This is a genomic window from Petralouisia sp., assembly GCF_056822245.1.
The window spans coordinates 1-25,627 of record NZ_JBQIOP010000014.1; the positions used below are offsets into that span (position 1 = coordinate 1).

Below are 25,627 nucleotides of genomic sequence, written 5' to 3' on the forward strand. Positions count from 1 at the left end.
CAATCTATCAAAAATCGCATGTGAATTATAGTGAATTACTCCAACTCGCAAAGGGCTGGGGTAATTTTGTATCTGACCGCATTAATATTTGGCGCTTACCTCAGTTATTTCATCTTTTTAATTCTTTTTTGATATTTTACTTTTGCCATTTCATATGATTCCTCTATATATTTCATAAACTCATCAAAAATCTTTTCTGTTGGATTCAAAACGCAAATCCAGCCCATCCATGCATATACTGGATGAGGAATGATTGCATTCTCAACTGTAAAATCATATGACATATCTACTATGCCACCAGCCTCTGGTCTTGCTGGTATGTATCCATATATTTTTTTAAATCTTTCTTTACTGATTCCAGTATTTATTCTATATATACCTTCCCTATTTAACTTCGATCCCTTATCATTATCTCCATCCTTTTGCTTAACAGTCATTACATATACCCCTCTTTTCAATTTTCCCTCAGGATTGTAAAATATCCCTCGTTCTCCCCAAGCATCTACTATAACTGTTCCAGGAAATCTTTCATAGCAAATCTCAATTATATCTTTTATCTCCATAATTTTCATGTTTCTCACTTCCTTTCAATAAATTTCTTAATGTATTCTGTGAGAGTAATAATATCACTTATTTTTGTATCATAATTGCTAATTGCAATTCTAATATACGTTTCATTGTTTAATTGAGCCAATGTCATATATGCAATATTTTTACTAATTGCATTTGATATTAACTCTTCACTTCTATAAGCCAAATTATTTGGTAATGAAAATGCTATTATCGGCAAATCACTTCCTCTAATTACAATGCACCCTATTTTTTGCAACTCTTCCTGCAAAATATCTGCAATGGAGCAAAGTTTTGTTAATTGTCTTCTATATCCCTCCTTTCCCATATGACAAAATGCCATGTATATACCTAGTGTTCTCCAAGATCTAGTACATGTAAAACTCATTTGAAAATTATCAACTTCCTCTGCATTTTTCCAATAATCAGCCTCTGTGCTGTACAATTCATAAAGTAACTCTGCATTTTTTACCAATAAACAACTAACCCCATAAGAAACAAACAACCATTTACTTGGATCTATGGCAACACTATCTCCAAGATCTAAAGCTCCATTCTTTTCAACAAATTTCCCTTCACCACCAAATACCCCGCCTGATGCAGCATCAATGTGAAACCACATGTTATACTTTTTAGATATACTGTTTATTTGCCATATTTTATCAATAGCACCAACAGAAGTTGAGCCATATGTACCTACCACCACTGCTGGATAATATCCCTGCTCACAATCGTTTTCTACCATGCTATACAATGATTCAATATCCATGCATTGCTCATCATTCATTGGTACAATACAAATATTCTGTTCTGTTGCCCCCAAAATATTTAATGCTCTAAATATTGAAAGGTGAGCATTCTCACACACATAATACCTTAGATTTACTAAACTCTGACCTCTCTTTTGTGCTTGCTCTCTTCCTAAATGCAATCCTGTTAAATTTGACATCGAACCTCCACTAGTTATTATTCCTGGCGGAACATTCTTCTTTTTATACCTAATACCTGCAAACTGGGCTATCCAGTTTACTACTATATCTTCAACCTTTGCTGCCAATGGTCCTGCTCGTCTAGCCCCAGGACACTGATTACCCAATAGTGCTAACCAATCTCCTATAATGGATATTGGCAACGGTCTAGGAGTAATATAACCAAAGTACTTAGGAGATAAGACATTGCATTCATAAGTCATCAGTAATCCCAATATCTCTTTTTCGATTTCTGCAACACTTAATGGGGTTTCTGGTAGTTCGCTCCTTAAAATGTTATTTAAAAGATTATCATTTTCAAAAAGAGGTCTACTTTCTGCTTTCTCATAGACTCGTTCCAATAATTCAGGAATGCGTTTTATTAATCCTGATTCAAATACATCTTGTTCAAAATTATTCATTGTCATCATCCTTTTTCAATTGTAGCATAAGTAATTTAGGTCTCAAAACCAGAGCATTGTCCTCTTCAATTGAACACCCTTCTGCAATTTTAAACTGATATTTGCTTAGGACCGCTTTCAACAATGCATTTCTCTCCAAGACAGACATTTTTTCTCCCATACATTTCATCATACCTCCTCCATAAGGAAAGTATTTATATGACTTATCTTCTATATACTTTTTAATTTCCACTCTTTCTGGTCTAAAAGCAAGTGCTTTTTGCCAGTATCTTTCATCTCTATGAACCACATATGGACATATCAACACTTCCGAGTCTTTAGGAAGATAGTATTCTCCTACCTGTATCTCCGTTTTCATAGCCCTATCTATAAAGACCAATGGAGGATGCAAACGTACTGTCTCATCATAACATTGCTTTATCGTTCCTTCATCAGTATCTACTTTAAAATCCTCCTGCAACACCTGATTTCTGATTTTTTTCTGCCATTCGGGGTTTTCCGCTAAATCTACAAATAACCATGATAGTGCACCTGATATTGTTTCAAATCCAGCCATAAATAAGCCTTTTATATTTTTTACAATAATGTCTTCATTGACTGAATTTTCCAGCATATGACTCAGTATTCCATTCTTATACTCAATTCCTCCATCATTCCACTCACGTATAAGTTTGTAAAAAATATCTTCGATTCTCTGACATGCCTCTCCCATTCTTTCTATATCCGATTCATTTACATTTTCTCCCATTGTTTTTGTAAAACATTCCAAAGCAGTATTCCAGTTTGTATAAATTTCTTTCATTTTTTCTTTGCTTATAGCATAACCAAAAATCATTTCTGAAAGCACGCTTATACAATAAAACGTTATCATCTGACGTCCATCTACAATCTTCCCGTCTACATAATTGTTATTCCATTCCTCTATTGCCATCTCAGCCAATTCTTCTACTCTTTTCCCTGTTACTAAAGGCTTATAAAAAAATGGTGCCAGCATCATTCTCTTTTCTCTCCATTCATCTCCTTCACTTAAAATTAAGCTTCCCCCTGCAATCGGATCAAATAGATTAGAAAAGCTGGTTCTTCCAACATTCTTTTCCTCAATAATTTGCTTAATATATTCTGGTTCAAACGGAAAAACATATAAAGTACTTCCCATTTCTACCTCTACAATATCCTTGAACTCTTCATGAATCTTTAAAACAAACCCCATTGGATCTTTTTCAAAGCACTTTAATTCTTCTTCTGTACATACTTTTCTGGGTATTTTCATACATTCATCCCCCCTATTTTTTCTCAATATCTATTTTAATCATTTCCTGCAGTTTATAATGTTGCTCCTTATTTGCCATTATGGATTCTCCACTTATATAATAGTAGCAGAGATGTGGTTGAGCAGAAAAAGGTGGAGAAACCACTAAATCGCCTATATTCACTAACTGTTTAAAGTGTCTCAGTCCTTCAATTTGCTCTAGACCTTCAAGACCTTCTATCCGATTGATTTTTCCAGATTCCTCAAATACAATTCCTCCATATATTATTGAAACATTGTTTTTCTTTTCTACTTTTCCACATATACCTTTTAAGAAAATATCCGCCATTTGTGTTATAACATTTACTCCAGTAATCTCTTCAATTGCTTGTATTGTATATGCCCCACCTGGTCGCAACCCCATATCTAACAAACACGGTACAGTATCTTTCATTCGAAATTCTACATGTACTACCCCAACTCTAATATCTAATGCCTCACATGCTTTTATCGCATTTTGGATAATGTGTGTCTCTACCTCTTCTGCTAAATCAGATGGATAATATGACATTGTTTCTGGAAAAAATGGACCTTTTGTATCAGCCTTTTGAAAAATTCCAAGCGTATACTTTTCCTTTCCGCATATCATAACATCTACATTCACTTCTGCTCCACTGCAATATTCTTGAGCAATAACCTTGACATCATCTTTTCCATAACAAAATCTATTTCGATCTATAGATTGAGTTATATCTTCACACTCTATATATCCAAACAACTTTTTTACATTTTTATTATATTCCTCTTCCGTTTTTATTAGCATTACTGCTTGGCTATTCATAGAGTCTACAATCTTTAATATAAAATTTTCTCCTATTATATTGGAAATATAAGAGTATGGTGTAAACGTATAAACCGGAACAGAATTTGGAACGGGCACACCATACAATTGCATTACTTGTTTAAGATAATATTTATTCCTACTTGCCAATGCGGTAGGAATTGAATAAAAATTCAAATTTGCTTTTGTGGAAACCATTGCAGACAGAAGAATTCCCCCTTCATATAAAGGTAAAAACATTTTAATATCATAAGTCTTTACGACTTCAAAAATAATATTTACACATTCATCTGTTTCTGACAATTCCACCTCATGAATATACACATTCCTCTCGTTATCTGTCTTAATCCCGCATCCATTAGGTACAAACAAATGTATTTCATATTCATTTAACGCTTGTAAAATTTCTTTTCCTGGATACGCATGAATAATTCCAATAGCCTTCATTTTAAAATCTCCCTGTGCGTAGATTATCAATAGTTGATATCTCTTCATCCAATCCTACTGCCGTTTTATTTTGTCTATATGACATTAAATCAATAATCATTTCATCAACAAAAACTTTACCTCGATTTGTTATATCATAGTTTTCAGCTTTTTCAATTAACCAACCACGCTTTTCCCAAACTAAAATATTATTTTTAATTGTATCTTCACTATCCTCAATAATATTTTTCCTAATCTCAAAATATTTAGGTGAAAAAACTCTTTTTCTTTCTGTCTCGTTTACTCTACTACTTATCTTATCAATTGGAAGAATCCCAAGAGAAACCTGCTTTATGTATTCATCCGTTGTTGCAATATTCATATAGCTTTTTCCACCCAAATACCCTCTGGCAGATGCCCCTATTCCTACCATATAAGCGGGTATATCAGATGTGACATTGCCCCATAATAAGCGTTCATACTGAGATAAACCCACTTTCGAGTAGACTTGATCACAAACATTTTTAAAACCAACTTTCTCAAGTTCTCTTATAATTGTTTTGATAAACTGTGGCTTTAATTTATTAGCTTTCTGTATCCAAATTCCCTTATACTGTTTAGGTAAAGCATATGGGTGTAAGCGATAGTAGTCTATACTATCTACTGGAATCTGATTCAATTTCTGAATGTCTACTAAAAGATGCTCTGCATCCTGATTAGGCAATCCATACATCATATCCGCATTTAATTCATTAAATTTCCATTTTGCTACCTTTTTTATCATTGAAATAGCCTCTTCTGTGTCATACTTCATATTAAACAATTTTCTCAATTTATTATCAAAAGTTTGAAGTCCAAAGCTAATTCTTTTCACACCTATCTGCCTATAAACATTTAACCTCTCATTACTTGCTAAGGTTCTTAGTTCTCCTTCCACTGATATTTCTGCATCATCTGCAAATCCAAATATCTCTTTTAATTTATTATGCAAATAATAAAAATCACTTCCACTTATTATAGAGGGAGAACCTCCTCCATAATATACCGCTCTAAAATTAACTCTTCTCACATATGGTGCAATCATTTCTGCCTCTTTAACTAATGCATCAATATAGTTCGCTATATTTTGTGATAATGAAATAACTTTGGTATTGAACGGACAAAACAGGCAATGACTAATACAATATGGGATATGTATATATAATATTGATTCATTCTCTGCACTTATTTCCAACGACTGTAAATAGATAGGGGATTCTTTATTTTTGATTTTCTCTTTATCCAATAACGGGTAAAAGTATATAGTTACAGGTAAATCATCCTTTACACTCATTATCATTCCTTCTTTCCGATTATAGCATGTTTCTCACCAGCTGATTTGATTAAGTGCACATTTGAAAAACCGCATTCTTCCAATAGTGCTTTGTATTCATCATATGTTCTATGTTTACCTCCAGTTTCAACCATCATGCAAATATCCATCATTGCTGTACTGAATGGCTCTAATTTGTTTTCATTAAAAAGTTTTTCTAAAATGATAATATTAGCACCCTTAGGCGATACATCATAAATCTTTCTAATCAACTCTCTACAGACGTCATCAGTCCAATCAGACAAGATATATCCCAAAGCATAAGCATCAACCACTGGCAATTCATCTTTGAAAAAATTTCCTTCTACAAATGCCAACTTAGTAGTCAATTGATACATTTCTATTTTTTCATTCACATAAAATTCAATATCATGTAGATCGAATACCACTGCCTCTTCTACTTTTTCTTCTAATATACTAACAATTGAAAACACCCCTGTTCCGCCACCAATATCAGCAAGTTTCTTATACTTTGGAAATTCCTTGTTTTGAATTATTGTACGAGCCTCCGAATATCCCAATCCCCACATTGCATCTAAGAATTTTCTAATGCTTTCTCTATCTCTATATAAGGTGCTAAAAATCTGGTTTCTTGATGTCATTCCACAGATAATTCCTTCTAAGTCTTTAAGTTGATCTCTCGTTTGAGTATCCATATGATTTATAAATGCTCCAACATATTGTTCAGAAATAGAATCATAAAATTTCTTGTCCTGCTCATCTACACTATACTGCCCCTCCTCATTATATTTCAATAATCCTCCTGAAACACTTGCATTTAAAAAACGATAAAGTCTTTCGGTTTCAAAACTGTGAAATTTTTTTTGAATTTCTTTCCATTGATATCCTGTTTCTGCACGTGATAGGTATTCAAAAATTCCTGTATGTAATCCTACTTCAAGCAACCTAAACATTACTTCCCCATATAATGCTTGATTAATTTTATCATTCACATAGTCACCCCCTCCTATATTATTAAACTATCCCGCAATTTTTTTATAATCTTCATATTGACATCTGATTTATCAAACTGATTAAACAAATTTTCCTCTAAGACTATTTCCTTATATTCATCTGTTGTTTTGATTCTAATGACCGGATGAAGATGAAGACTCTTTTCTGGTATTCCAGGTTCTCTTTCTATCTCAAGCGGTTTGTCCATATATTGTTTAATGTCTCCATACTCCAATGTAATTAGCAGGTGAATGTTCTGTATATCTTCCATGTCCTTAAAAGCTATTAATGACAGATAACCGCATTCATATATTTTTTTGTTTACAACTATATGTCTACCTAAAAATCCCGGTTGCAAATAAATTCCAGAATTGTTATTTAATATCTCAAATATACAAGAAATAAAATCCTGCCTGTCAATTTCTTTGTTCAAACTCATCCCTGTCAATTTTGCAAACATTTTTTCTGCCAACATAATAGAATTATATCTAAATCCATGTATGAATCCACTTGATGAATATTGCTTATAATCTAGACCATGAGTTATTGCCCCAGCGAAATAAAGGTTTTCAATATTTTGTGCCATAAATTCTCCATCAATACCAGGCCATCTCTCATTTATTTTACTTATACTCGGAAATATATCTGGTATATTTGGTTCAAAACCAGTTGCACAAATCACCTCATCTACTCTAATTTCTTCCACTTCACCTTTTGCATGAGTATAAGCTACCGTAACAACAAGCTTATCTCCATCTTTTTTAATTCCAACAATATTACAATCTAACATCGCTGATAAACTTTTCAACTGATAGTTTTCAATTGGAACTGAATTAACGATTCTTGGACTTCCCACATAATGTGTCTGGTAGGCAAAATGGATGGAACTAGGACTTGCACAAATAATCATATTCGCTTCATTCATAATATCTCCAGCACACTCTAAAGCACTATTTCCTTTTCCAATAATAAATACTGATTTATCACGATAATATGACCGATGCTTCATCCTATTGTAAGGAGTCACTAATTCGTATCCCTTAATATCTGGCTTTTTCAATCGAAATCCAGTTGAAATTACCACATATTTAGTATAATATACTTGTTTATCAGTTGACACCTCAAAATGGTTCTCTGCTTTACTGACTGTCAATACCTTCTCATTAAAGCTTATAGGCATATTAAACTTATCCACAATATCTTCCAACATTCTTGGAATTATTGAACTTTCCGGATAAAAATCTGTCGTATAATTTCTCATTTGAATATCATAATCTTCCATCAATATACTGTTCCAATCAAACCGGTTACTAAAATCACTTTTATTTGATTTTCCTGTATATAATTTATTGTTACTGATTAACCGTTTATGTATTGGATACGTATTAAAAAACGATCCCGGATTTGAATTCTGCTCAATAATAAGATATTCTATTTTCTTATTAAATTGTTTTGATAATTCTTCGATTCGCACTGCTAATTGTACTGACGCTGGACCACACCCAACAATAATCACATCATACATATTCATTCTCCTTCACTCTATTTATAATTTTTTTTGCATTAAAATACAAAATATTACCAACTACTTCATCAGAAGCATTCATCTGTCTGAAACTATCAATATATTTTTTCAAAGAGTGTACTCCTCCTGGCATATCACTTGCAAAAAGAATTTTATCTGCTACCTCCTCCAATTTTGGATACATATCATTTAATGTATCTATAGAAATAAATCCCGTGTCAACATATAAACGTTGGTACTCTTTCATCATGGCAAAAGAATCGTTTGAATATTTTTTCTTTCCCCCATGGCATAAAACTATCGACAATTCTGGAAACTTTTCTGCAAGTATTCTGTATTCCGCTGGATTTTGCCACATTGATACACTATCTACTTGAGCTGACTCTCCTGTATGGAACATTAAAATATGTTTATTTTTCTCCATCTCTTCATACATTTCCATCAGTTCATCACTAAACGGATTAAAGTTATGATCACTAGGATACAATTTATATCCAACAATTCCTTTTTTCACATCTTTCCGATATTTTTCTAGTACTGTTTCTGACACATTATTAGGATTTAGGCAGCCCAAACATACAAACATATCTCTGTATTGTTGTGGTGCCTGAGCTTTAAAATTACATACAAATTTTGATGTTATATGAAAATTTGTAGCTGGACCATCTTCTCCAAGCAATACTGCCATTTCAATATTTGCTTTTTGAAGATATTTTGCCAATATCTCCGGATTAGAAAAAACTTCTTTGACATTAAAATCTCTATTATCGTTTTTGATCATAAGAAGATTTTGAATATCCTCTCTTAACTGTGAAAAGTTTCCTACATGAACATGAAAATCTATTACTTTTCCTTTATACATTGTATCCATCCTTTCTTTGTCTACTATGCCACCTACACCAAATGGCATGATCATCCACCATGCCAACAGCTTGCATAAATGCGTAACATATAGTTATTCCTACATACTTAAATCCCTTCTTTCTCAATTCTTTACTCATTATTCTAGCATTTTCATTTTCTACTGGCATGTCAATAACACCATTACATGAGTGTATAATTGGTTTATAATCCACAAATCTCCATATATATTTATCAAAACTGCCATATTCTTTTTGAACTTCAAGAAAGGATCTTGCATTTATTGGCAATGCTTTAAGTTTTAACCTGTTTCTAATAACTCCTGGATTATTTAATAATTCATCTAGTTTATTGTCATCATAATTCATAATTATAGAGGCATTAAAGTTATCAAATGCTCTTCTCATGGATTCCCTTCTTTTTAGAATTGTATCCCAACTTAATCCTGCCTGCATTCCTTCTAAGATAAGCATCTCAAATAATTTTTGATCATCGTGCTGCGGAATTCCCCATTCTGAATCATGGTATACCTTACTGATTTCTGATTGTACCCAATCACATCGTTCCTTCATTCTTTTCACTCCCAAGATTAAAAATCTTTTTCACCTCTACTCGCTCTAAAATTCCTTTTACAATTTGCTTAGATATTGTATTGTCAATATATGGCAAACTTTGTATAATATTCTGGTAACTAAAATTTTCTATTTTTTTTAATTGATTATCCTTTATCTCTAAACATTCATATATTTTTTTCTCATGATCGGCATAAAATTTCATAGTGGTTGGATCTACCCAGCCTGCTTCTATAAAACCTTTTGTTTTCTTTATACAGCGACATGGATTTTTAGGATTTACCAATCCACATTTATCATTCATAAATTGGTATAAATCATTTCTTGCTCTAGAAAGACGCTTCCGATATGTTGCTGGTGCTATTGAAAGTATTTCTGAACTTATTTCACCTGGTACTTCAAATAATTCTCCAAGAATATATACTATGCGCTGTTCCCTTGAAAGGCATAATAGCATACCTGCCAAACACCCTAATCTCGCTTCTTCATATAAAATTTGTTTTTCAGGTTGAGAATATCCATGTAACTCACCAATGCGAATATTATCTAGCTCGTGTTCAAATAATTCCTTTTCTTTATAGCGCTCTTCAAGCCACTTTTTTTTCATATTTAAAACATGATTTACTGTTATTTTTCCTACCCATGTTTTAAAACTGCTTTTTCCTTTGAAAGTTTCTAACTTAGTTATTATTTTTATAAGTATCTCTTGTGTAATATCTTCTGCGTCATAAGGTGACAAAACCATTCTAAAGGCTATGTTATAGATAAAATTCTGATATTTTTTTATCAGTTCTTCCAATGCATATTCATTTCCTTCTAGTACCAGTTCTATCAATTTCAAATCCATCTTATTATTACTAAAATCACTATATGAATACTCCATAAATAATTTTCCTATCATTAATAAACTACTTCAAAATATTTTACTTTTATGCTGCTATGCTCAATATAGAAATTATACTTTCTTGCATATTCGCTCTGCATCATCTCCTTCTCTATCTCTTGACTCTTCTCCAAAGAATTCTATAATACTAAATCCCCTCAAACATCATTTTCTCCTTCGATACTAAATTATTTATTTTAATTTTATATTACATATATAGACAATTTTATAAGCAGTTTGTGACAAGATTTTACATTTTTTTATTTCATTTCTATAATTTTATAACCATTTTACAACTTTTTTACTAACAAAAAAGCATATTAACCGATACGAATTATGTTTATATGTATGACCGATTTGTAAGGAACGAATTTGGAAAAAGGAGAATTGAAACAATAAAGTATTCAGATGTGTTATATTTTTATTATTATTTGATAAATGATAAAGGATTACAGATTAACACACTTGAAACAATCCATACCGTTCTTCATCCTACATTTCAACTTGCAGTAAAGGATGACATTATCAGGAATAATCCGAGTGATGGTGTTATGGCTCAGCTCAAAAAGAAGATGGAGAAAAATCATGGTGTAAGACACGCACTTACATTGGAGCACCAGAGAGCCTTTATGGACTACACAGCTAAAAGTCTGGTATATTGCCATTGGGCACCATTTTTTACAGTGTTGCTGAGAACAATGTACAGAATTGGCGAAATAATCGGGTTGAGGTGGGAGGATATAGACTTTGAGAAAAGGATAATTAATATTAACCATAGCGTTACATACTATCCAAGACGAAATGATACTACAAAATGTGAGTTTGGAGTATCCCTCCCGAAAACAGCAGCAAGTATCCGCACCATTCCAATGATGGAAGCAGTATATGAAGCATTCCAAGAGGAACATAGCGAGCAGAAGGAAGAAGGATTTAATACAACGGTTATTGATGGAATGACAGGTTTTATTTTCAGCAACCGATTTGGAAACCTTCATAATTCGCAAGCTGTAAATAGGGCAAGAAAGTGATACAGGCGATTATGGGACATGCTAATATTGAAACAACGATGGACATATATGCCGAAGTCACTGATATGAAAAAGTAGGAAACAATAGAAAATTTATCACGCAATCTTGATGTATTTTAGGAAAGTTTGTTTCCGCACTGCTGCCGAAGCGGCAGTTTCATCTCAAATTTATCTCAATTCAATAGAATTTAATAATAAAAACTGCAGCAGAATTTCCGCCTCAACACGGGATTATCACTGCTGAAGCAGGAAGAACATTCCCTGAACCAGTATGTAGAGGAAGCGAAGGCCCGCTACGATGAAATAAAGTCATTCCGCCATGATATCAGAAACCACATCGCAGTGGTAAAAAATCTTCTACAGGGCAAAAAACTTGAGGAGGCAGTCAGATATATTGAGGATATGGACGGTATGGCGGAAAAAATGTCATTTCCCTGCAGCACCAATAACCCGGTAGTGGATATCTTGATAGAAAACAAACTTGGGATTGCAAAAAGCATGGGAATAGAGGTGGACTGTTCCCTCCTTCTGCCATACCCCTGCAGCTTTAAGGACATTGATATCTGCATTGTCCTGTCAAATGCTCTGGATAATGCCATCCAGGCATGTAAAAGTTTGGATGGCGGCATAGAAAAATAGATCCATGTGTCCGGACGTATCCAGGGGGATTTCCTTATGCTGGAAACCCAAAACAGCTTCCATGGGAAAGGCACGTTCAAAGTACTGCTGATTATTTCAGGGTACTCATAAAGTGAACACATGGTCAGGCAGCGTTTTATATCTTTATAATGGTATTAGAATCGTCAATCATCAGATATATCCTATTGACTGAATGATAAAGAGTCAATAGAGTATGGAACAGAAAGTAAACATAATGCGCCATATTTATATTCAGGGAAATCCGGGACCATATTGAAGATTATGCCGCAGACAGAGACATTTATACTGTAAATGGCCTCATTTTTCCATTGCCATATCCGTACTCCCGGTTAAGCCGGGACTGCACTGATATGACTCCTTTAATCTTCCTGTGGAACCTCGTCCTGGAACAGCTCGACACCTTCCGGATAGTTTTCCATCTCATCCTGCAGCCCCTCCAGATACTCTTCATCATCCAGAGGCGCTTTATTCTCATCTATATAAGGCAGAAATTCCACCGGCTCCAGGCCCTGATGAATCTGCTCCATAAAGGTTCTCCAGATGCTTCCCGGATAGCTTGCCCCGGACAGGCCCGGCAGCTCTCTTGGCATATCATAGCCCACCCACACACTGGTGGTAAAATAACTGGTATAACCCACGAACCACCCGTCTTTATTATCATTGGTAGTTCCGGTTTTTCCGGCGGAAGGCATGGTGCTGATGGCAAGGCCCCGTCCGGTTCCCTCCTGCATCACAGACACTAACATGTCTGTCATCATACGGGCGGCATTTTTCTTATAAACATCCACCTCTTCGTTTGCGGTTTCCAGAATTACATTATCTTCTGCGTCAGTAATCCTGGTAATGCAGGTAGGCTCCCGGTATTTCCCGTCGTGAACGATTGCCGCATAGCCGGAGGCCATTTCCACGGCGGACACCCCGTTGGTAAATCCCCCCAATGCACTGGTGGGCCGCTCATCTTTTGCGTCCAGCCTGGAAAATTTCATTTTTTTCAGATATTCCAGGCCTGCCTGGGGCGTCATTTCCTCAAGCAGGTTCCAGGCAACCGTATTTTTGGAAGCTTCCACTGCCCGGCGCAGCGTGATGTCCCCTTCGTAATAGCCGCTGGAATTGGAAGGCCCCTCCTCTGTTTTCACATCCTGCACAATGGTATCCGGCGTATATTTTCCCTCTAAGGCCGGCGCATAGACAATCAGGGGCTTGATGGCGCTGCCTGGCTGACGGTAACTCTGGTACGCCCGGTTTAAGGTATAGCCGGGCAGATTCTGGTTCCGTCCTCCCACGATAGCCTTTACATAGCCGGTATGATTGTCAATGCACACCGCAGAGCTCTGCAGCGTATAAATTCCTTCCTCATTCTGCTCTGTAAACTCTGCCAGATTGCTGTCCACAGCATCCTGCAGCATTTGCTGCATATCCAGATTAATGGAGGTATAAATCCGATACCCTTCCGTATAGAGGCTTTTCTGGCATTCTCCGTACAAGGCGTCATACTCTTCCTGATACTTCGCCTTTTCCTCTTCTGAAGCGAATTCCGTCTGAAACCGAAAGCCCTGCTGCTGCATCAAAGCCCGGATGGCGCAGTAGTAAGTATAAGTCTCCACATAATCATTTTTGGTTTTCTCAGGGCGGTTCAAAGTAATCGGCTCTGATTTCGCCTGTTCACAGGTAGTCTGGCTGATTTTCCCGTCCTCTAACATCTGATGCAGAATTCTGTCCCGCCGTTTGATGGTGTTGTCCATATTGGTAACTGGATCATACAGACTTGGGTTATTGGGAATGGCGCACAAAAATGCAATCTGGGACAGAGACAGGTCTTTGGCGTCCTGGTTGAAATACCCTTTGCCCGCCGCCTGAATTCCATAATATCCATTGCCGAAGTACACATTGTTCAGATAAAACTCCATGATTTTATCTTTGCTGTAAACTTTTTCCAGACCGGTGGCAATAAACATTTCTTCTATTTTGCGTTCCCAGGTACGCTCCTGGGTCAGAAAGATCAGCTTGGCAAGCTGCTGGGTAATGGTGCTTCCCCCCTGGGTCACCTCTCCGTTTTCCACCATGGCCTTGGCGGCGCGCATGATTGCCTTGATGTCAATTCCGTTATGGCGGTAAAATTTCTTGTCCTCAATACTGATCATAGCCGCCACAGCATAAGCCGGAATATCTTCATATTCCAGATAATATACATCCTTCTCCCCTTTAAGGGTGGAAATCAGCCTGCCGTCCGCATCATACACAAGACTGGTCTGGACGGAGCGGAACGTAGCTTCACTGGATTTTTGAACCAGCATTCTGGCTTCCTGCTGCAGCGCGCTTACCTTCTGGGCGTAACCGCCGTAATAGTACCATCCTACCGCGGCGCCCACCACTAACAGCAGCAAAAACTGAAGTTTTGCAAAAAACCAGAATACCCGGTATTTTTTCTTCTTTTTCTTCTTTTTTTTACTCATAAACTGTCCTGATTTATGTCTTTTCTTTCTTTTTTCTTATCAGAGCTTTGAAGGTCTTTCTTATCTGCTCAGCATAATTTTACCGAAGGGAATTCCCTGGCTTTCCAGAATATCAATTTCCCGTTTCTGGCAGGTGAACAGGAAGATCTGCTGTTTCTGCCTGCCCAGCCATTGAAGGGTTCCCTGGAGACGCTTTTCGTCAAAGGCTGCAAATACTTCATCCAACAGAATCGGCATGGATTCCTCCCTGGTAAAAAATCCCCCGGCTCCCATCCGAAGGGCCAGATACATCTGTTCCATGGTGCCCTGGCTGAGCTGCCAGGGATGCAGCCTGCGTTTTCCGGCTGTTGCCACCAGATTCATCTGGGAGTCCAATCCGATTTTCTTGTATTTCCCATTGGTCATTTCAGATAAAATCCGGGAGATTTCCTGTTCCATCTGTTCCCTGCTGTCCTGATAGGCTTCCAGAGACAGCTGCTCTAACGTGCGTTCCGCCAGCTGATAGGCTTCTATCTGACGCTGGTATTCCTGCTCTTCCTCCGTGGGCGTCCGGCATTCCTCCAGTTCTTCCTGCAGGTTCACCAGTTCTGCCAGTTTTTCCAATACCTGAATCTGCAGCAATTCCTCCACCACCTGCTTTCTGGTCTGCTTCTGCTGCTGTTCCTTCTGCTTCAGCTGTTCGCTTTCAATGGAATTGTACTGCTTTTGCTCCCGGCTTTCCTCCTCCTGCTGTCTGCGCAGTAATTTCAAACGCCTGGCTTTCCGCTGCCAGAAAACTGCCCCGGCTGCTCCGAACAGCATCAGAAGCCCAAACAAGAGTTCCAATGCAATCCAGCCTGCTGCGGGCGCTTTGGAAAGATGCTCCAGGCCGTTCCAAATGCCTGCCAGTATACCTGCTAAAAACAGAACCACGGAAATTCCGAATCTCACATAGTACTCTCTCTGCTGTCTCTGCTGACGGATATCCCTTAAATACACCGCCATCTGATTGCTGTCATGCTCCAACAGAAAAAAACTCTCATCTTCTCTCTGCAAAAGCGCGCGGTATCCCTCTTTTTTCTGCTTTTTCAGCTGCTCCACATCTTTTTTCAGAAGCCGCTCCGCCATCAGAAGCTTCTCTTCCTCTTCTTTCCGCTCTGCCTGCTTTTTCCGGCATTCCTGATCGGCTCTCTCCTGGCCTTCCTTCAGCTGTTTCCGGGCGCCGGCCAAATCTATGCCCCCTTCTCTTCCAAGGGAAGCATTCACAAAATAATTCTGCAGTGTATCTGAAAATTCCTGTCTGGTTTCCACACAAGCCTGAGGGATACAGAAAGTATTTTCATAGGTTTCCCTGTTCAGGCCCCCCAGCAGTACATCCAAATCTCCCTGTTCCACGGATAATTCCTCCAGATCCGCTTCATTTACCAGTTTCGCAGAAGGCTCTTTATAGTAAAAGTTCCGTTCCAGATAAAAGGGCTTATCCGCCACCGTAAATTTCAGCCCTCCGGCATAGGAATCACTGCTGTTCCATGGCTCATATTGCTGATAATTGTCATTTCTGTCCGGAATTCCCCGCTGTTTCTCCAATCCGAACAGCATTCCGCTGATAAACTGCTGCAGGGTGGATTTGCCCGTTTCATTTTCTCCGTAAATCACATTGATTCCCGGCAGGGGCCTGATATTGATATTATGGAGTTTTCCAAAGTTTTTTATTTGAATTTCCGTTATTTTCATTCTGTTAACAATGCCTCCACACCATAGTATAATGCCTTTTTTGTAATCTCACTCTGAGGCATCTCCTCTAATGTTTCAATATATCTCCCCAAAATCTGTCCCTGATACTGCAGCTTCAGTTTTTCCAGATCATAATCCGGCTGACAGCGGCTTGTAACCTGAACCACCCGATCCATCCGGGCCAGCTCTTCCAAATCCACAGGTTCCTCCAGATTGCTGTCCCCGGTTAAGTTAATTTTAAAAAACTGATGAGGTGGCGCTTTTCTGATCTGGCTCTTCATTACTTCTATCAGGGCTTTTGTGGTAATCTCTTTATTCACTTTCAGATTCAGCGCCGCATATTCGCAGTACCGGAGCGGATAAAATTCCACCCTGCATCCATGTTTTCCAAGCTCTCCCATAAAAAATCCGTGTTCCCCGGTATCCCTGGGGCTGACCGGCTGCAGCGCACCTGCCATAACCACCTTGTTTTTCACCAATTGCATGGGCTTATGAATATGGCCCAGCGCCACATAATCAAAATCAGAATCTTTCAAATCTTCCGTTTCAAAGGGAATGTGCTCTTCATCTCCCCCATGGCCCAGAAGGATATGATAGAATTCCCCTGCCGCCGGCTGCGCCCTGTCATACAGACGCTCCCGAATTTTCCGGCGTCCGTAGCTCATTCCGTATACTCTGACCCCCAGGCCTTCCAGTTCTGTATAACTTAGCCTGTCCTCTTTCAGAAAATGCACATTCTCCGCCCAGGTAAAGGCATTATAACAGGAATGCATGCCGATAAAATCACGGTTTCCCGCTATCAGCACTACCTGGGTCTGGGGAATTCTCAAAAACTGGTAGTTGACTTCCTTCAATTCCCCCATCAGCGGCTGCCTGTGAAATAAATCTCCGGCAATCAGAAGAAGCTGAACCTGCTCGTCCCTTGCCCTGTTTATCACATCTGTAAACGCCTGCCAGCTATGGCTCTCCCTCTCTTCTCCCCAGGGCTTGTCCCTGTCTGGCTTTGCCCCTAAATGCACGTCTGCTATATGAATAAATTTCATTGGAATTTTCTCCTTTTTGTGAGATCCTATAATTCTCACTTCATTTATCGGTACGATACCGACTCTTAATTACTTTTCGGAACATGCTGTTTCCCGGCATTACTCCGGAGTGTGTTCCGCGAATGATTATTCAAACACGTTCTAATCCGCACAGATCTCTGATTACTTCCCCGGCAATGATAAGTCCGGCCACAGAAGGGACAAAAGCAACGCTTCCCGGTATGGCTTTGCCTGCTTCCCGGGGCAGTTCTGTCAGCGGACGCCTGGGCTCCTCTTTGGAATATACAGTTTTCAGTTTCTTCACGCCTCTTTTTTTCAGCTCCCGGCGCATCACCCGGGCCAGCGGGCAGACTGACGTCTGATAAATGTCTGCCACCTCAAACTGTGTGGGATCTAATTTATTTCCCGCTCCCATACTGGAAATAATGGGAACGCCTGCTTCCTGCGCCTGCATTACCAGTTCAATCTTGGCAGTTACCGTGTCCACAGCATCCACCACATAATCGTAAGCCGTAAAATCAAAGTCCCTGGCCGTCTCCGGCAGGAAAAAGCAGTCGCGAACCGTTACCCTGGCCTGAGGATTGATTTCTGAAATCCGCTCTTTCATCACCCTGGTCTTAGACTGCCCCACCGTCCTGGTGGTTGCAATGGTCTGCCGGTTAATATTGGAAATGCTCACCACATCTTTATCAATCAGCTCCAGTTCTCCCACGCCGCTTCTGGCCAGAGCCTCCGCTGCATGGCCGCCGACGCCGCCAATGCCGAATACCGCCACTCTCGCCCGGGCCAGACGGTTTAATCCCTCCTCGCCCAAAAGCAGACCTGTTCGGATAAATTTTTCGTCCATATACTTCCTCTGTTCAGAATGGGGACTCCGCCCGCCTGTCTCATTCTGAAATTTCCATATCTTTTATTTCGAAAACATTTCCTTTTTATTTTACACGTTTAGAGGGAAATATACAAGATGATTTGCAATTCTCTTAATTATGTATCTTGTCGCATCCCTTCTTTTCCGCTATACTGATATTTGAAAAATTACTTATCTTAAGGAGACGATTATTATGAAAAAGAAGCCATTTATCCCCGTTCTGGCCTGCGCCGTTATTTTTCTTGGCATCTGCGGCGTTCTTGGCTTTCAATACTGGAATCTGGACAGCCGCTATCAAAGTCTGACCGCAGAAGCCGCTCAATTAAAGGAACGTAATTCCGGCCTGAATGAACAATTAGAGGACAGCTCTGCTGAGTTGGAAGAAAAAGAAGATTACATAGAAGGACAGAAAGATTACATTACCGAACTTGCCGGGCAGATACAGGAGCTTGGAAAAGAGGAGACAGAGGAGGAACAGACAGAGGACTGGTACTCTTCCCATAAATACAAAGACGATCCATATCCCAGCCTTTATGCAGACAAAGATACTGCGCCAGTCCAGACCGGACAGAAATATGTCTACCTGACCTTTGACGACGGGCCTTCCGCTCTGACCCCGAAGGTACTGGATTTGCTGGATGAATACGAGGCCCACGCAACCTTTTTTGTGGTTGGAAAAGATAAGGAAGAATATGCCGAATATCTGCCGGAAATTGTAACACGCGGCCACACTCTGGCCCTTCATTCCTACAGCCACGACTATAACCAGATTTACCGTTCTGTGGACGCTTTTTTAGAAGATTATGAAAAAATATACGACTGGGTATACGAAGAAACCGACGGTTATTCCCCCTGCCTGTTCCGGTTCCCCGGAGGCAGCAACAACGGCTCCTCCTATGTGGTGCACAACATTATAAAGGAAATGAACCGCCGGGGATTCACCCATTACGACTGGAACGTCAGTTCCGGCGACGGAAGCGATTTGACCACTTCCGAGAATATTATTGACAATATCTGCTCCAATGTGAAATATATTGAAAATCCAGTGGTTCTGATGCATGACGGCCCCGGGAAATATGCCACATTAAATGCTCTTCCCACAGTTCTGCAGAAGCTTTCTGACGCAGGCTATGAATTCCGTTCCCTGGATCAGTATTCAGAACCGGTGCAGTACCGCCAGGCAGAATAATTTCAAATGAAAAACTGCCGCAAAGCAAAACCAGAATTGTTTTGCGGCAGTTTTTTAACACGTATTTGAAAAATCCGGCTGTTTCGTCTGTTTTCCGGGAGATCCTGCTGTTCTATCTGCTTTCCAAAAGCTCTTACTGCTCCATCTGTTTTCCGAGAAATCCGGCGGCTACCCTGGCCAGTTTGCTTTCCGTCTCTCCCATTCCGGAGCCTTCTTCCCTGTTATACATCACCACGGAACCGATGGCGTCCCCCTCTGAAATAATGGTGGATACCACCTGCGACTGGAAATCTCCGGTGTCATCCAATGTAATTTTCACAAACCCTTTTTCATCTTTCTGGGCATAAAAAGTCTCGCGGTCTGTAATCACATGCTCCAACTGTTTGCTGATTGGCTTTCCGTCAAAATCCTTTTTCCCTGCGCCGGCTGCTGCAATTACATGATCCTTATCGGTAATGCACACCAGACACCCGCTGGTCTGGGCAAGGCTCTCCGCATACAGTCCTGCAAACTGCCCCAGCTCCCCAATGGGAGAATATTTTTTCAGGATAATTTCTCCCTCCCGATCTGTAAAAATCTCCAATGGATCGCCTTCCCTGATCCTTAATGTACGCCGGATTTCCTTCGGCACGACTACTCTTCCCAAATCATCTATTCTCCGAACAATTCCCGTTGCTTTCATAATAAAATCCTCCATTTACATATCGTTTTTTCGCAATACTATTATCTGTAAATGCAGGCATTTTATACCTGAATTTTTATTTTCATTCCCTGACAAAATTATTTCACGGAAACTGCCTTACAGAACCTTCTCAATCTCTTCAATTACAACCTTCAATGCCTTAATCCTGGCATATTTCTTGTCATTGGACTCCAGTACATGCCAGGGCGCATATGCGGTGCTGGTCTTTTTCATCAGCTCATTGACGGCGGTCTCATACAGCTCCCACTTATCCCGGTTCCGCCAGTCCTCTTCCGTAATTTTCCAATGTTTCTCCGGTGTATTCTGACGGTCGGTAAAACGGGCTAACTGGACGTCCTTGTCAATCTGCACCCAGAACTTGATAATTACCGCACCCCAGTCTGACAATTCCTTCTCAAATTCATTGATTTCATTATAAGCCCTCTGCCAGTCATTTTCACTGCAGAAGCCCTCCAGACGTTCTACCATCACCCTTCCGTACCAGGTGCGGTCAAAAATCGCCACATGTCCGGTTTTGGGCAGCCGGTTCCAGAACCGCCACAGATAATGCCTTGCCTTCTCATGGGGCTCCGGGCTTGCAATGGGATGCACTTCATATCCCCTTGGGTCAAGAGCCCCGGTAATTCGTTTGATGTTGCCGCCTTTTCCTGCCGCGTCCCATCCTTCATAGGCAATCACCACAGGAATTTTCTTTAAATACAGTTCGTTATGCAGCATTCCCAGACGATCCTGCAGCTCCTTTAACTGCCGCTTGTATTCCTCGTCGGTCAGTGATTTATCCAGAGAAATTTCAGACAGCTTCGGCACTTTCTCCATTGGAAATACATTCTGCAGAAGAGGCACGGCCATTGCGCTGTTTTTCAATGCGGTTTCAATTCCGCTGACCAGAGTTTCAATCACCTGAAGCTGCGCCCATTTTTTATTTTTGGCGTCTACAATATACCAGGGCGAAGTGGATACGTTTGTATCGCTTAAATACTGATCATAGACCTTCAGGCATTTATCATAATGCTTATTCTGCCAGGTATCATTCTCACTGACCCGCCAGCTTGTGGTTTCATTTTTCTCCAGCCCTTTCAGCCGTTTCTTCTGCTCATTCTGGCTGATGTGAAAAAAGAATTTCATTACAAGATAGCCGTTGTCTGTCAATTGCCGCTCAAAACGCTTTACACTGTCGATCCGATCTTTGTATTGTTTCTCCTTCAGTTCCCCGTGAAGGCAGCCTTTGGTGATTTCATCCATCCAGCCGGAATCCAGGAAACAGAATTTGCCCGCTTCCGGAATCTTCACGAAATAACGGTACAGAAACGGCTTGCGTTTTTCCTCTTCCGTTGGGATATCCATGGTGGCAACTTTGAAAAACCTGGGATCGATTTCCTTGATCATCTTTCCCAGAATACTGCCTTTTCCGGCAGTTCCCCACCCCTCAAACAGTACAAATACCGGCAGTTTATGCTCCTTAATCTGCATCTGCTGCACAGAAAGCTTGGTTCTGGCCGCCTGCAGGCGTTCCTCCAGTTCTTCTTCCTTTGGCCGTTCCGGTTTGTTCCAATTTTTTAACATAACTGCTCCTCCTTTTCTATGATTACCAGCCCTTAATACCGCACAGAAAACCTCCGTTCTTCCGGTTTTGGCTCCATCCTGTCCCTGGTTACCCAGTCAATCCGGATATAGCTGTCCTGCTGCAGGGACTGAATGATTTGATCCAGAATTTCCTCCCGTCCCTGCATTTCCGCTTCCACGGAGCCGTCATAATTATTCCGAATCCATCCGGTCACCCCGTAATGGCCTGCCAGATGACTTGCCCGGTACCGAAATCCCACGCCCTGCACTCTTCCTGTAAATACCAAATGTTCCCGAATCACTTCCATCTTATTCTTCCTGTATCCATAAATATTTTCGAATCACTTCCGGTTATAACAGTTTCTTTTATTCTTCCGGTTATAACAGTTTCCTTTATTCTTTCGGTTTATAACAGCTTCTCCCATTCTTCCGGCTTAAATCCTGTGGCAACGCCTTTTTTTGTCACTAATACAGGACGTTTCACCAGCATTCCGTCTGTGGAAAGCAGCTCGTATTTCTCCTCCAGAGACATTTCCGGCAGTTTATCCTTTAACTGCATCTCCCGGTACAGCATGCCGCTGGTATTGAAAAAACGTTTAATATCCAATCCGCTTCTTTCATGCCATTCCTTTAACTCTTCTTTGGTTGGATTCTGCTCCTTGATGCTGCGATCCTCAAATGCAGCCTGATGTTCCTCTAACCACTGCTTTGCTTTCTTGCAGGTGGAGCATTTGGGATATTCCACAAATAAACATTCCATAATTTCCGCTTCCTTTCTTTGCCCGGACGCGCCGGGTTTTTATATTAATTTTCCTGTACCTCCAATTTTAACCCCTTATCTCACCAGTAGTTTATAACACAAAAACGCAAGGACAATTCCTAAAATACTTGCAATATTTATCTTGATGGTAAGCCCCAGGGTGAGAACCAGCGCCCCCAAATCCAGCACAAGCGGACTTGTGAGCCCGAATACCTGTCCGTAATTCAGCCAGCTCAGCACAGGAACGGTTCCGCAGTAGCTTCCGATGACTGTCCCCAGAATCAGCCCTGTCAGCATGATAAAAATAACTGCCCAACTGCTTTTTATTTTCAACTGTCCATCCTCCTCATGTCCCTTTCTCATCTGATTTTATTTTAAAACAATCTTATGGCAAAGTCAAACTCCGAATACACGCAGAGGGCGGAGAAATTCAAATTTCCGCTGTGTGACTTCATCACCGAATGAATCATTTTTTCCCTGTATACTAAGAAAAAAACAAAAGGAGTTTCACCATGGCAAAAAGAAAAGCGGCTGTCAGCGTCCGGGAATGCGTAGCCTGCGGATGCTGCATGAAGGTTTGTCCGCGCAATGCGATTACTGTTCCCAACGGACTTCACGCAACTATCAACCGGGAATTATGTGTGGGGTGCGGAAAGTGTGTAAAAGAATGTCCTGCAAGTATTATCTCATTGGAGGTGGCAGATTCATGAATGAAAAAAAGAAATGGTACGATTATCTTTGGGCGGTATCTCTTACCTGCCTGATACTGGGATTTTTCAATATCCTTTTCGCATGGCTTGGCCTCCTCTGCTTTTTCATTCCGCTTCTGATAGCGATTGTAAAAGGCAATAAGGCTTACTGCAATAAATACTGCGGCAGAGGACAGCTTTTTTCCCTGATCGGCGGCAGATTCGGACTGTCCCGGAAAAAAGATATGCCAAAATGGATGAAATCGAATTATTTCCGATATGGATTTTTAGCTTTTTTCTTTACCATGTTTTTCCTTATGCTGTGGAACACCTGGCTAGTGTTTTCCGGCGCAAAAAATCTGGGCGCCGTAGCTACACTGCTGTGGACTTTCCGGCTTCCGTGGCATTGGGCCTATCATGGCACCCTGTTTTCGGACGGCGTGGCGCAGTTCGCTTTCGGCTTTTACAGTGTAATGCTTACCTCCACCGTACTGGGATTTTTTACCATGATATTATTCAAGCCCCGCTCCTGGTGCGTGTACTGCCCTATGGGAACAATGACGCAGCTTATCTGCAAGGCAAAAGCGCCGAAGGAAGGGTGATGTTCTGCCGAATCCAGAAGGCCCCGTTCTGTTAAAGCGTTAATTGTCTGAGACGTTTCTTGTCCAGGATGGTAACGCCGCCTCTGGATACCTCCACAATTCCTTCACTTGCAAAGTATTTCAGCACCCTGGATACCACCTCGCGGGCAGACCCCATATACCGGGCGATCTGCCCGTGTGTCAATGCAATGGTATCCGAGCCTGTTCTGGCCGATTCATCGGAAAGGAAGATGGCCAGTCTCCGATCCATGCTCATAAATAAAATCTGGTGCAGCCTGTAAAGGGTGATGTCCTTTCCTTCATCTGACATCATATAAAGCCGCAGACTTCCGGAACGGACAAGGATCACACCGGAGCATTCTTCCCCATTGTGGTATTCTTTCCTTTGGGATAAGTAAGTATATAAGAATTCCGGCAAATATAATCCCTGTCCCCGTCTGATATGTTTTCCCAAAACGGAAAGATTTCTCTATAAATATCTGCAAACACTTCATCCTGCATATCCTGCTTCCCCCTTCTTAACCAAGCGTCAGAGCATTGACAAGAGTATGTGCACATTATATCCCCTATCCTGCCAATTTGCAAGACTGCAGGCCGCCAAATCAATCAGAAGCTCCCGGATGCTTTCCCTGCCATCCCGTCAGCCACAGCGCTGTCAGCAGCTCCGTTAACAGGCTATAGCCTGCCGCTTTCCAAAACTTCTCCATCCATTCGGAATCCGGCATACCTTTGGGGATCTGAATCAGAAGCTTCACGCCCTCTGTCTTATCCTTCCACAATCTGGTCCAGAATGAAAAATCAGACCATAACGTGGGGATATAATCATCCGGTATCCGCACCCATTTTCCCAGAAAAAACGCCAAAAACACCGCTAACGCCAGAGAAATCGCTGCACAGGCTGCTTTCTGCTGAAGAGTTTTTCGTATGCGGAACTGGCGGTACAGAGACACCCAAAGAACAACGCACAGGGTAACCGGAATCAGCAGCAGCAGAAATCCGCTGATGCCCCGCAGCAATTCCATATCCAGAACCTGCACATTCAGCCCGTACTGGCTTGCCCATATCATCTGCAGCTCCCGAATGGAGTTTTCCCTGGGCTTTTGTACCGTAAGTCTCTGTAATACAAAATCCGCAGAGGAATTTTCTTCTCCCTCTGCCGGTTTTTTCTGGCTCTTTTGAAAAAAGCCGCCTGCCTGAAAAGCCACAACCTTCTCCCGTGTGCGAATGATATTTCGAATGATATAACTGCTGCCCTGGCAGGAAATTTCTTTTCCAATTACCTGGACGCTTCCAAAGAGCTCCCATGCTGTTTCTTCATCGATCAGGCAGCCCTGTGTATCCTCCAGCACCGGAGTTCTGCATTCTGCAAACAGAATTTCCGGATTGCCGCAGAAAATCACTGCATCTGCGCCGGCAGTTCTGGACAGTTCTTCATTGGAAACCACAATATTATCTTTCTGCCCCCAGATACAGTAATTAAGCGGCGTGCCCTGCTCCTTTTTGTCCTGTCTCCACCATTGGGCTGTTTTCTGGTTCTGCTCTGCTATTTTCACGGCTTCTTCTACGGAAACCGGCGTTTCCAGATAAAACAGTACGCTGTCTTTGGCCCATAGCATACTGCACCAGGCAGCGCAGGCCAGATAAAACAACAGGAAGCCCAGAAGGCCGGTACCCGCCAGAATCAGATATTTTCTATAGTTTTTCATGTTCTCTT

Annotated in this window: 26 protein-coding genes; 5 read left to right on the top strand and 21 right to left on the bottom strand. The window is 40.5% G+C overall.

Annotated elements, in window-relative coordinates; genetic code table 11:
• Window positions 1-104: 104 nt before the first annotated feature.
• From ACTO17_RS07205 to ACTO17_RS07250, 10 genes are read right to left on the bottom strand one after another with little or no spacing between them, the layout of a single operon-like run.
• On the bottom strand, window positions 105-572 hold the full coding sequence (locus ACTO17_RS07205; RefSeq protein ID WP_482557434.1) for a DUF6194 family protein: 468 nt from the start codon (window positions 570-572) through the stop codon (window positions 105-107).
• A 5-nt stretch (window positions 573-577) separates the two neighbouring features.
• A complete protein-coding gene (locus ACTO17_RS07210; RefSeq protein ID WP_482557435.1) occupies window positions 578-1,960 on the bottom strand; it encodes a pyridoxal phosphate-dependent decarboxylase family protein in 1,383 nt (460 codons plus the stop codon).
• On the bottom strand, window positions 1,953-3,230 hold the full coding sequence (locus tag ACTO17_RS07215; RefSeq protein WP_482557436.1) for a cytochrome P450: 1,278 nt from the start codon (window positions 3,228-3,230) through the stop codon (window positions 1,953-1,955). Before ACTO17_RS07215 ends, ACTO17_RS07210 begins: the two co-directional genes overlap by 8 nt.
• 13 nt (window positions 3,231-3,243) lie before the next feature.
• The gene (locus ACTO17_RS07220) at window positions 3,244-4,497 is read right to left on the bottom strand and encodes an ATP-grasp domain-containing protein (RefSeq protein WP_482557437.1); all 1,254 of its coding nucleotides are present in this window, start codon (window positions 4,495-4,497) and stop codon (window positions 3,244-3,246) included.
• A gap of 1 nt (window position 4,498) precedes the next feature.
• Entirely contained in the window at window positions 4,499-5,809 is a 1,311-nt protein-coding gene (locus ACTO17_RS07225) for a coproporphyrinogen-III oxidase family protein (protein WP_482557438.1), read from the bottom strand.
• A 2-nt stretch (window positions 5,810-5,811) separates the two neighbouring features.
• Window positions 5,812-6,801: a methyltransferase gene (locus tag ACTO17_RS07230; protein WP_482557439.1), complete on the bottom strand. Its 990-nt coding sequence runs from the start codon at window positions 6,799-6,801 to the stop codon at window positions 5,812-5,814.
• Window positions 6,802-6,815: 14 nt separating this feature from the next.
• Window positions 6,816-8,327, bottom strand: coding sequence for an NAD(P)-binding domain-containing protein (locus ACTO17_RS07235; protein WP_482557440.1), 1,512 nt, complete (start codon window positions 8,325-8,327; stop codon window positions 6,816-6,818).
• Window positions 8,320-9,237 carry an amidohydrolase family protein gene (locus ACTO17_RS07240; RefSeq protein ID WP_482557441.1) on the bottom strand — a complete coding sequence of 306 codons (918 nt, stop codon included), beginning with the start codon at window positions 9,235-9,237 and terminating at the stop codon, window positions 8,320-8,322. The genes ACTO17_RS07235 and ACTO17_RS07240 overlap by 8 nt, the downstream gene beginning before the upstream one ends.
• Entirely contained in the window at window positions 9,182-9,760 is a 579-nt protein-coding gene (locus ACTO17_RS07245) for a DNA-3-methyladenine glycosylase I (RefSeq protein ID WP_482557442.1), read from the bottom strand. The genes ACTO17_RS07240 and ACTO17_RS07245 overlap by 56 nt, the downstream gene beginning before the upstream one ends.
• Complete coding sequence (locus tag ACTO17_RS07250) at window positions 9,744-10,643, bottom strand: RNA polymerase sigma factor (protein ID WP_482557443.1); 900 nt, start codon at window positions 10,641-10,643, stop codon at window positions 9,744-9,746. The genes ACTO17_RS07245 and ACTO17_RS07250 overlap by 17 nt, the downstream gene beginning before the upstream one ends.
• Window positions 10,644-10,987: 344 nt before the next feature.
• On the opposite strand from ACTO17_RS07250, the gene ACTO17_RS07255 reads away from it, so the two are divergent.
• Complete coding sequence (locus ACTO17_RS07255) at window positions 10,988-11,671, top strand: site-specific integrase (protein ID WP_482557444.1); 684 nt, start codon at window positions 10,988-10,990, stop codon at window positions 11,669-11,671.
• Window positions 11,672-11,931: 260 nt separating this feature from the next.
• Complete coding sequence (locus ACTO17_RS07260) at window positions 11,932-12,309, top strand: sensor histidine kinase (protein WP_482557498.1); 378 nt, start codon at window positions 11,932-11,934, stop codon at window positions 12,307-12,309.
• A gap of 380 nt (window positions 12,310-12,689) precedes the next feature.
• Here the strand turns inward: ACTO17_RS07260 and ACTO17_RS07265 are convergent, their stop codons facing one another.
• From ACTO17_RS07265 to ACTO17_RS07280, 4 genes are all read right to left on the bottom strand, one after another.
• Entirely contained in the window at window positions 12,690-14,783 is a 2,094-nt protein-coding gene (locus ACTO17_RS07265) for a transglycosylase domain-containing protein (protein ID WP_482557445.1), read from the bottom strand.
• A gap of 60 nt (window positions 14,784-14,843) precedes the next feature.
• Entirely contained in the window at window positions 14,844-16,496 is a 1,653-nt protein-coding gene (locus ACTO17_RS07270; protein WP_482557446.1) for an ATP-binding protein, read from the bottom strand.
• Window positions 16,493-17,539 (bottom strand): metallophosphoesterase family protein, encoded by a 1,047-nt coding sequence (locus tag ACTO17_RS07275; RefSeq protein WP_172536749.1) that lies wholly within the window; start codon window positions 17,537-17,539, stop codon window positions 16,493-16,495. The genes ACTO17_RS07270 and ACTO17_RS07275 overlap by 4 nt, the downstream gene beginning before the upstream one ends.
• A 130-nt stretch (window positions 17,540-17,669) precedes the next feature.
• Entirely contained in the window at window positions 17,670-18,386 is a 717-nt protein-coding gene (locus ACTO17_RS07280; protein WP_482557447.1) for a tRNA threonylcarbamoyladenosine dehydratase, read from the bottom strand.
• A gap of 214 nt (window positions 18,387-18,600) precedes the next feature.
• Here ACTO17_RS07280 and ACTO17_RS07285 point away from each other — a divergent pair, with 214 nt between their 5' ends.
• Window positions 18,601-19,596, top strand: a complete 996-nt coding sequence (locus ACTO17_RS07285) for a polysaccharide deacetylase family protein (RefSeq protein ID WP_482557448.1) — start codon at window positions 18,601-18,603, stop codon at window positions 19,594-19,596.
• A gap of 133 nt (window positions 19,597-19,729) precedes the next feature.
• Here the strand turns inward: ACTO17_RS07285 and spoVT are convergent, their stop codons facing one another.
• The 5 genes from spoVT to ACTO17_RS07310 form a co-directional block, all read right to left on the bottom strand.
• Entirely contained in the window at window positions 19,730-20,278 is a 549-nt protein-coding gene (gene spoVT / locus ACTO17_RS07290; protein ID WP_482557449.1) for a stage V sporulation protein T, read from the bottom strand.
• A gap of 117 nt (window positions 20,279-20,395) precedes the next feature.
• Complete coding sequence (gene pap, locus ACTO17_RS07295; protein ID WP_482557450.1) at window positions 20,396-21,862, bottom strand: polyphosphate:AMP phosphotransferase; 1,467 nt, start codon at window positions 21,860-21,862, stop codon at window positions 20,396-20,398.
• A gap of 32 nt (window positions 21,863-21,894) precedes the next feature.
• Window positions 21,895-22,170 carry an acylphosphatase gene (locus ACTO17_RS07300; RefSeq protein ID WP_482557451.1) on the bottom strand — a complete coding sequence of 92 codons (276 nt, stop codon included), beginning with the start codon at window positions 22,168-22,170 and terminating at the stop codon, window positions 21,895-21,897.
• 98 nt (window positions 22,171-22,268) lie between these two features.
• Window positions 22,269-22,622 (bottom strand): arsenate reductase family protein, encoded by a 354-nt coding sequence (locus ACTO17_RS07305; RefSeq protein WP_482557452.1) that lies wholly within the window; start codon window positions 22,620-22,622, stop codon window positions 22,269-22,271.
• 75 nt (window positions 22,623-22,697) lie between these two features.
• Window positions 22,698-22,955, bottom strand: a complete 258-nt coding sequence (locus ACTO17_RS07310) for a DUF4321 domain-containing protein (protein ID WP_482557453.1) — start codon at window positions 22,953-22,955, stop codon at window positions 22,698-22,700.
• Between the two features lie 179 nt (window positions 22,956-23,134).
• Here ACTO17_RS07310 and ACTO17_RS07315 point away from each other — a divergent pair, with 179 nt between their 5' ends.
• Window positions 23,135-23,332, top strand: coding sequence for a 4Fe-4S binding protein (locus ACTO17_RS07315; protein ID WP_482557454.1), 198 nt, complete (start codon window positions 23,135-23,137; stop codon window positions 23,330-23,332).
• Window positions 23,329-23,913: a 4Fe-4S binding protein gene (locus ACTO17_RS07320; RefSeq protein WP_482557455.1), complete on the top strand. Its 585-nt coding sequence runs from the start codon at window positions 23,329-23,331 to the stop codon at window positions 23,911-23,913. Before ACTO17_RS07315 ends, ACTO17_RS07320 begins: the two co-directional genes overlap by 4 nt.
• Before the next feature lie 31 nt (window positions 23,914-23,944).
• Here the strand turns inward: ACTO17_RS07320 and ACTO17_RS07325 are convergent, their stop codons facing one another.
• Together ACTO17_RS07325 and ACTO17_RS07330 are read right to left on the bottom strand one after the other, a co-directional pair.
• Complete coding sequence (locus ACTO17_RS07325; RefSeq protein ID WP_482557456.1) at window positions 23,945-24,367, bottom strand: Crp/Fnr family transcriptional regulator; 423 nt, start codon at window positions 24,365-24,367, stop codon at window positions 23,945-23,947.
• Window positions 24,368-24,515: 148 nt separating this feature from the next.
• Complete coding sequence (locus ACTO17_RS07330) at window positions 24,516-25,619, bottom strand: hypothetical protein (protein WP_482557457.1); 1,104 nt, start codon at window positions 25,617-25,619, stop codon at window positions 24,516-24,518.
• Window positions 25,620-25,627 lie beyond the last annotated feature (8 nt).

Coding starts and splice junctions, on each gene's coding strand:
- ACTO17_RS07235 (WP_482557440.1), bottom strand. CDS start 8,327: ATGTATGATGTGATTATTGTTGGGTGTGGTCCAGCGTCAGTACAATTA.
- ACTO17_RS07220 (WP_482557437.1), bottom strand. CDS start 4,497: ATGAAGGCTATTGGAATTATTCATGCGTATCCAGGAAAAGAAATTTTA.
- ACTO17_RS07315 (WP_482557454.1), top strand. CDS start 23,135: ATGGCAAAAAGAAAAGCGGCTGTCAGCGTCCGGGAATGCGTAGCCTGC.
- ACTO17_RS07305 (WP_482557452.1), bottom strand. CDS start 22,622: ATGGAATGTTTATTTGTGGAATATCCCAAATGCTCCACCTGCAAGAAA.
- ACTO17_RS07270 (WP_482557446.1), bottom strand. CDS start 16,496: ATGAAAATAACGGAAATTCAAATAAAAAACTTTGGAAAACTCCATAAT.
- ACTO17_RS07265 (WP_482557445.1), bottom strand. CDS start 14,783: ATGAGTAAAAAAAAGAAGAAAAAGAAGAAAAAATACCGGGTATTCTGG.
- ACTO17_RS07240 (WP_482557441.1), bottom strand. CDS start 9,237: ATGCCATTTGGTGTAGGTGGCATAGTAGACAAAGAAAGGATGGATACA.
- ACTO17_RS07250 (WP_482557443.1), bottom strand. CDS start 10,643: ATGGAGTATTCATATAGTGATTTTAGTAATAATAAGATGGATTTGAAA.
- ACTO17_RS07285 (WP_482557448.1), top strand. CDS start 18,601: ATGAAAAAGAAGCCATTTATCCCCGTTCTGGCCTGCGCCGTTATTTTT.
- ACTO17_RS07215 (WP_482557436.1), bottom strand. CDS start 3,230: ATGAAAATACCCAGAAAAGTATGTACAGAAGAAGAATTAAAGTGCTTT.
- ACTO17_RS07225 (WP_482557438.1), bottom strand. CDS start 5,809: ATGAGTGTAAAGGATGATTTACCTGTAACTATATACTTTTACCCGTTA.
- ACTO17_RS07300 (WP_482557451.1), bottom strand. CDS start 22,170: ATGGAAGTGATTCGGGAACATTTGGTATTTACAGGAAGAGTGCAGGGC.
- ACTO17_RS07255 (WP_482557444.1), top strand. CDS start 10,988: ATGTATGACCGATTTGTAAGGAACGAATTTGGAAAAAGGAGAATTGAA.
- ACTO17_RS07275 (WP_172536749.1), bottom strand. CDS start 17,539: ATGAAATTTATTCATATAGCAGACGTGCATTTAGGGGCAAAGCCAGAC.
- ACTO17_RS07320 (WP_482557455.1), top strand. CDS start 23,329: ATGAATGAAAAAAAGAAATGGTACGATTATCTTTGGGCGGTATCTCTT.
- ACTO17_RS07210 (WP_482557435.1), bottom strand. CDS start 1,960: ATGAATAATTTTGAACAAGATGTATTTGAATCAGGATTAATAAAACGC.
- pap (WP_482557450.1), bottom strand. CDS start 21,862: ATGTTAAAAAATTGGAACAAACCGGAACGGCCAAAGGAAGAAGAACTG.
- ACTO17_RS07245 (WP_482557442.1), bottom strand. CDS start 9,760: ATGAAGGAACGATGTGATTGGGTACAATCAGAAATCAGTAAGGTATAC.
- spoVT (WP_482557449.1), bottom strand. CDS start 20,278: ATGAAAGCAACGGGAATTGTTCGGAGAATAGATGATTTGGGAAGAGTA.
- ACTO17_RS07330 (WP_482557457.1), bottom strand. CDS start 25,619: ATGAAAAACTATAGAAAATATCTGATTCTGGCGGGTACCGGCCTTCTG.
- ACTO17_RS07205 (WP_482557434.1), bottom strand. CDS start 572: ATGAAAATTATGGAGATAAAAGATATAATTGAGATTTGCTATGAAAGA.
- ACTO17_RS07280 (WP_482557447.1), bottom strand. CDS start 18,386: ATGGACGAAAAATTTATCCGAACAGGTCTGCTTTTGGGCGAGGAGGGA.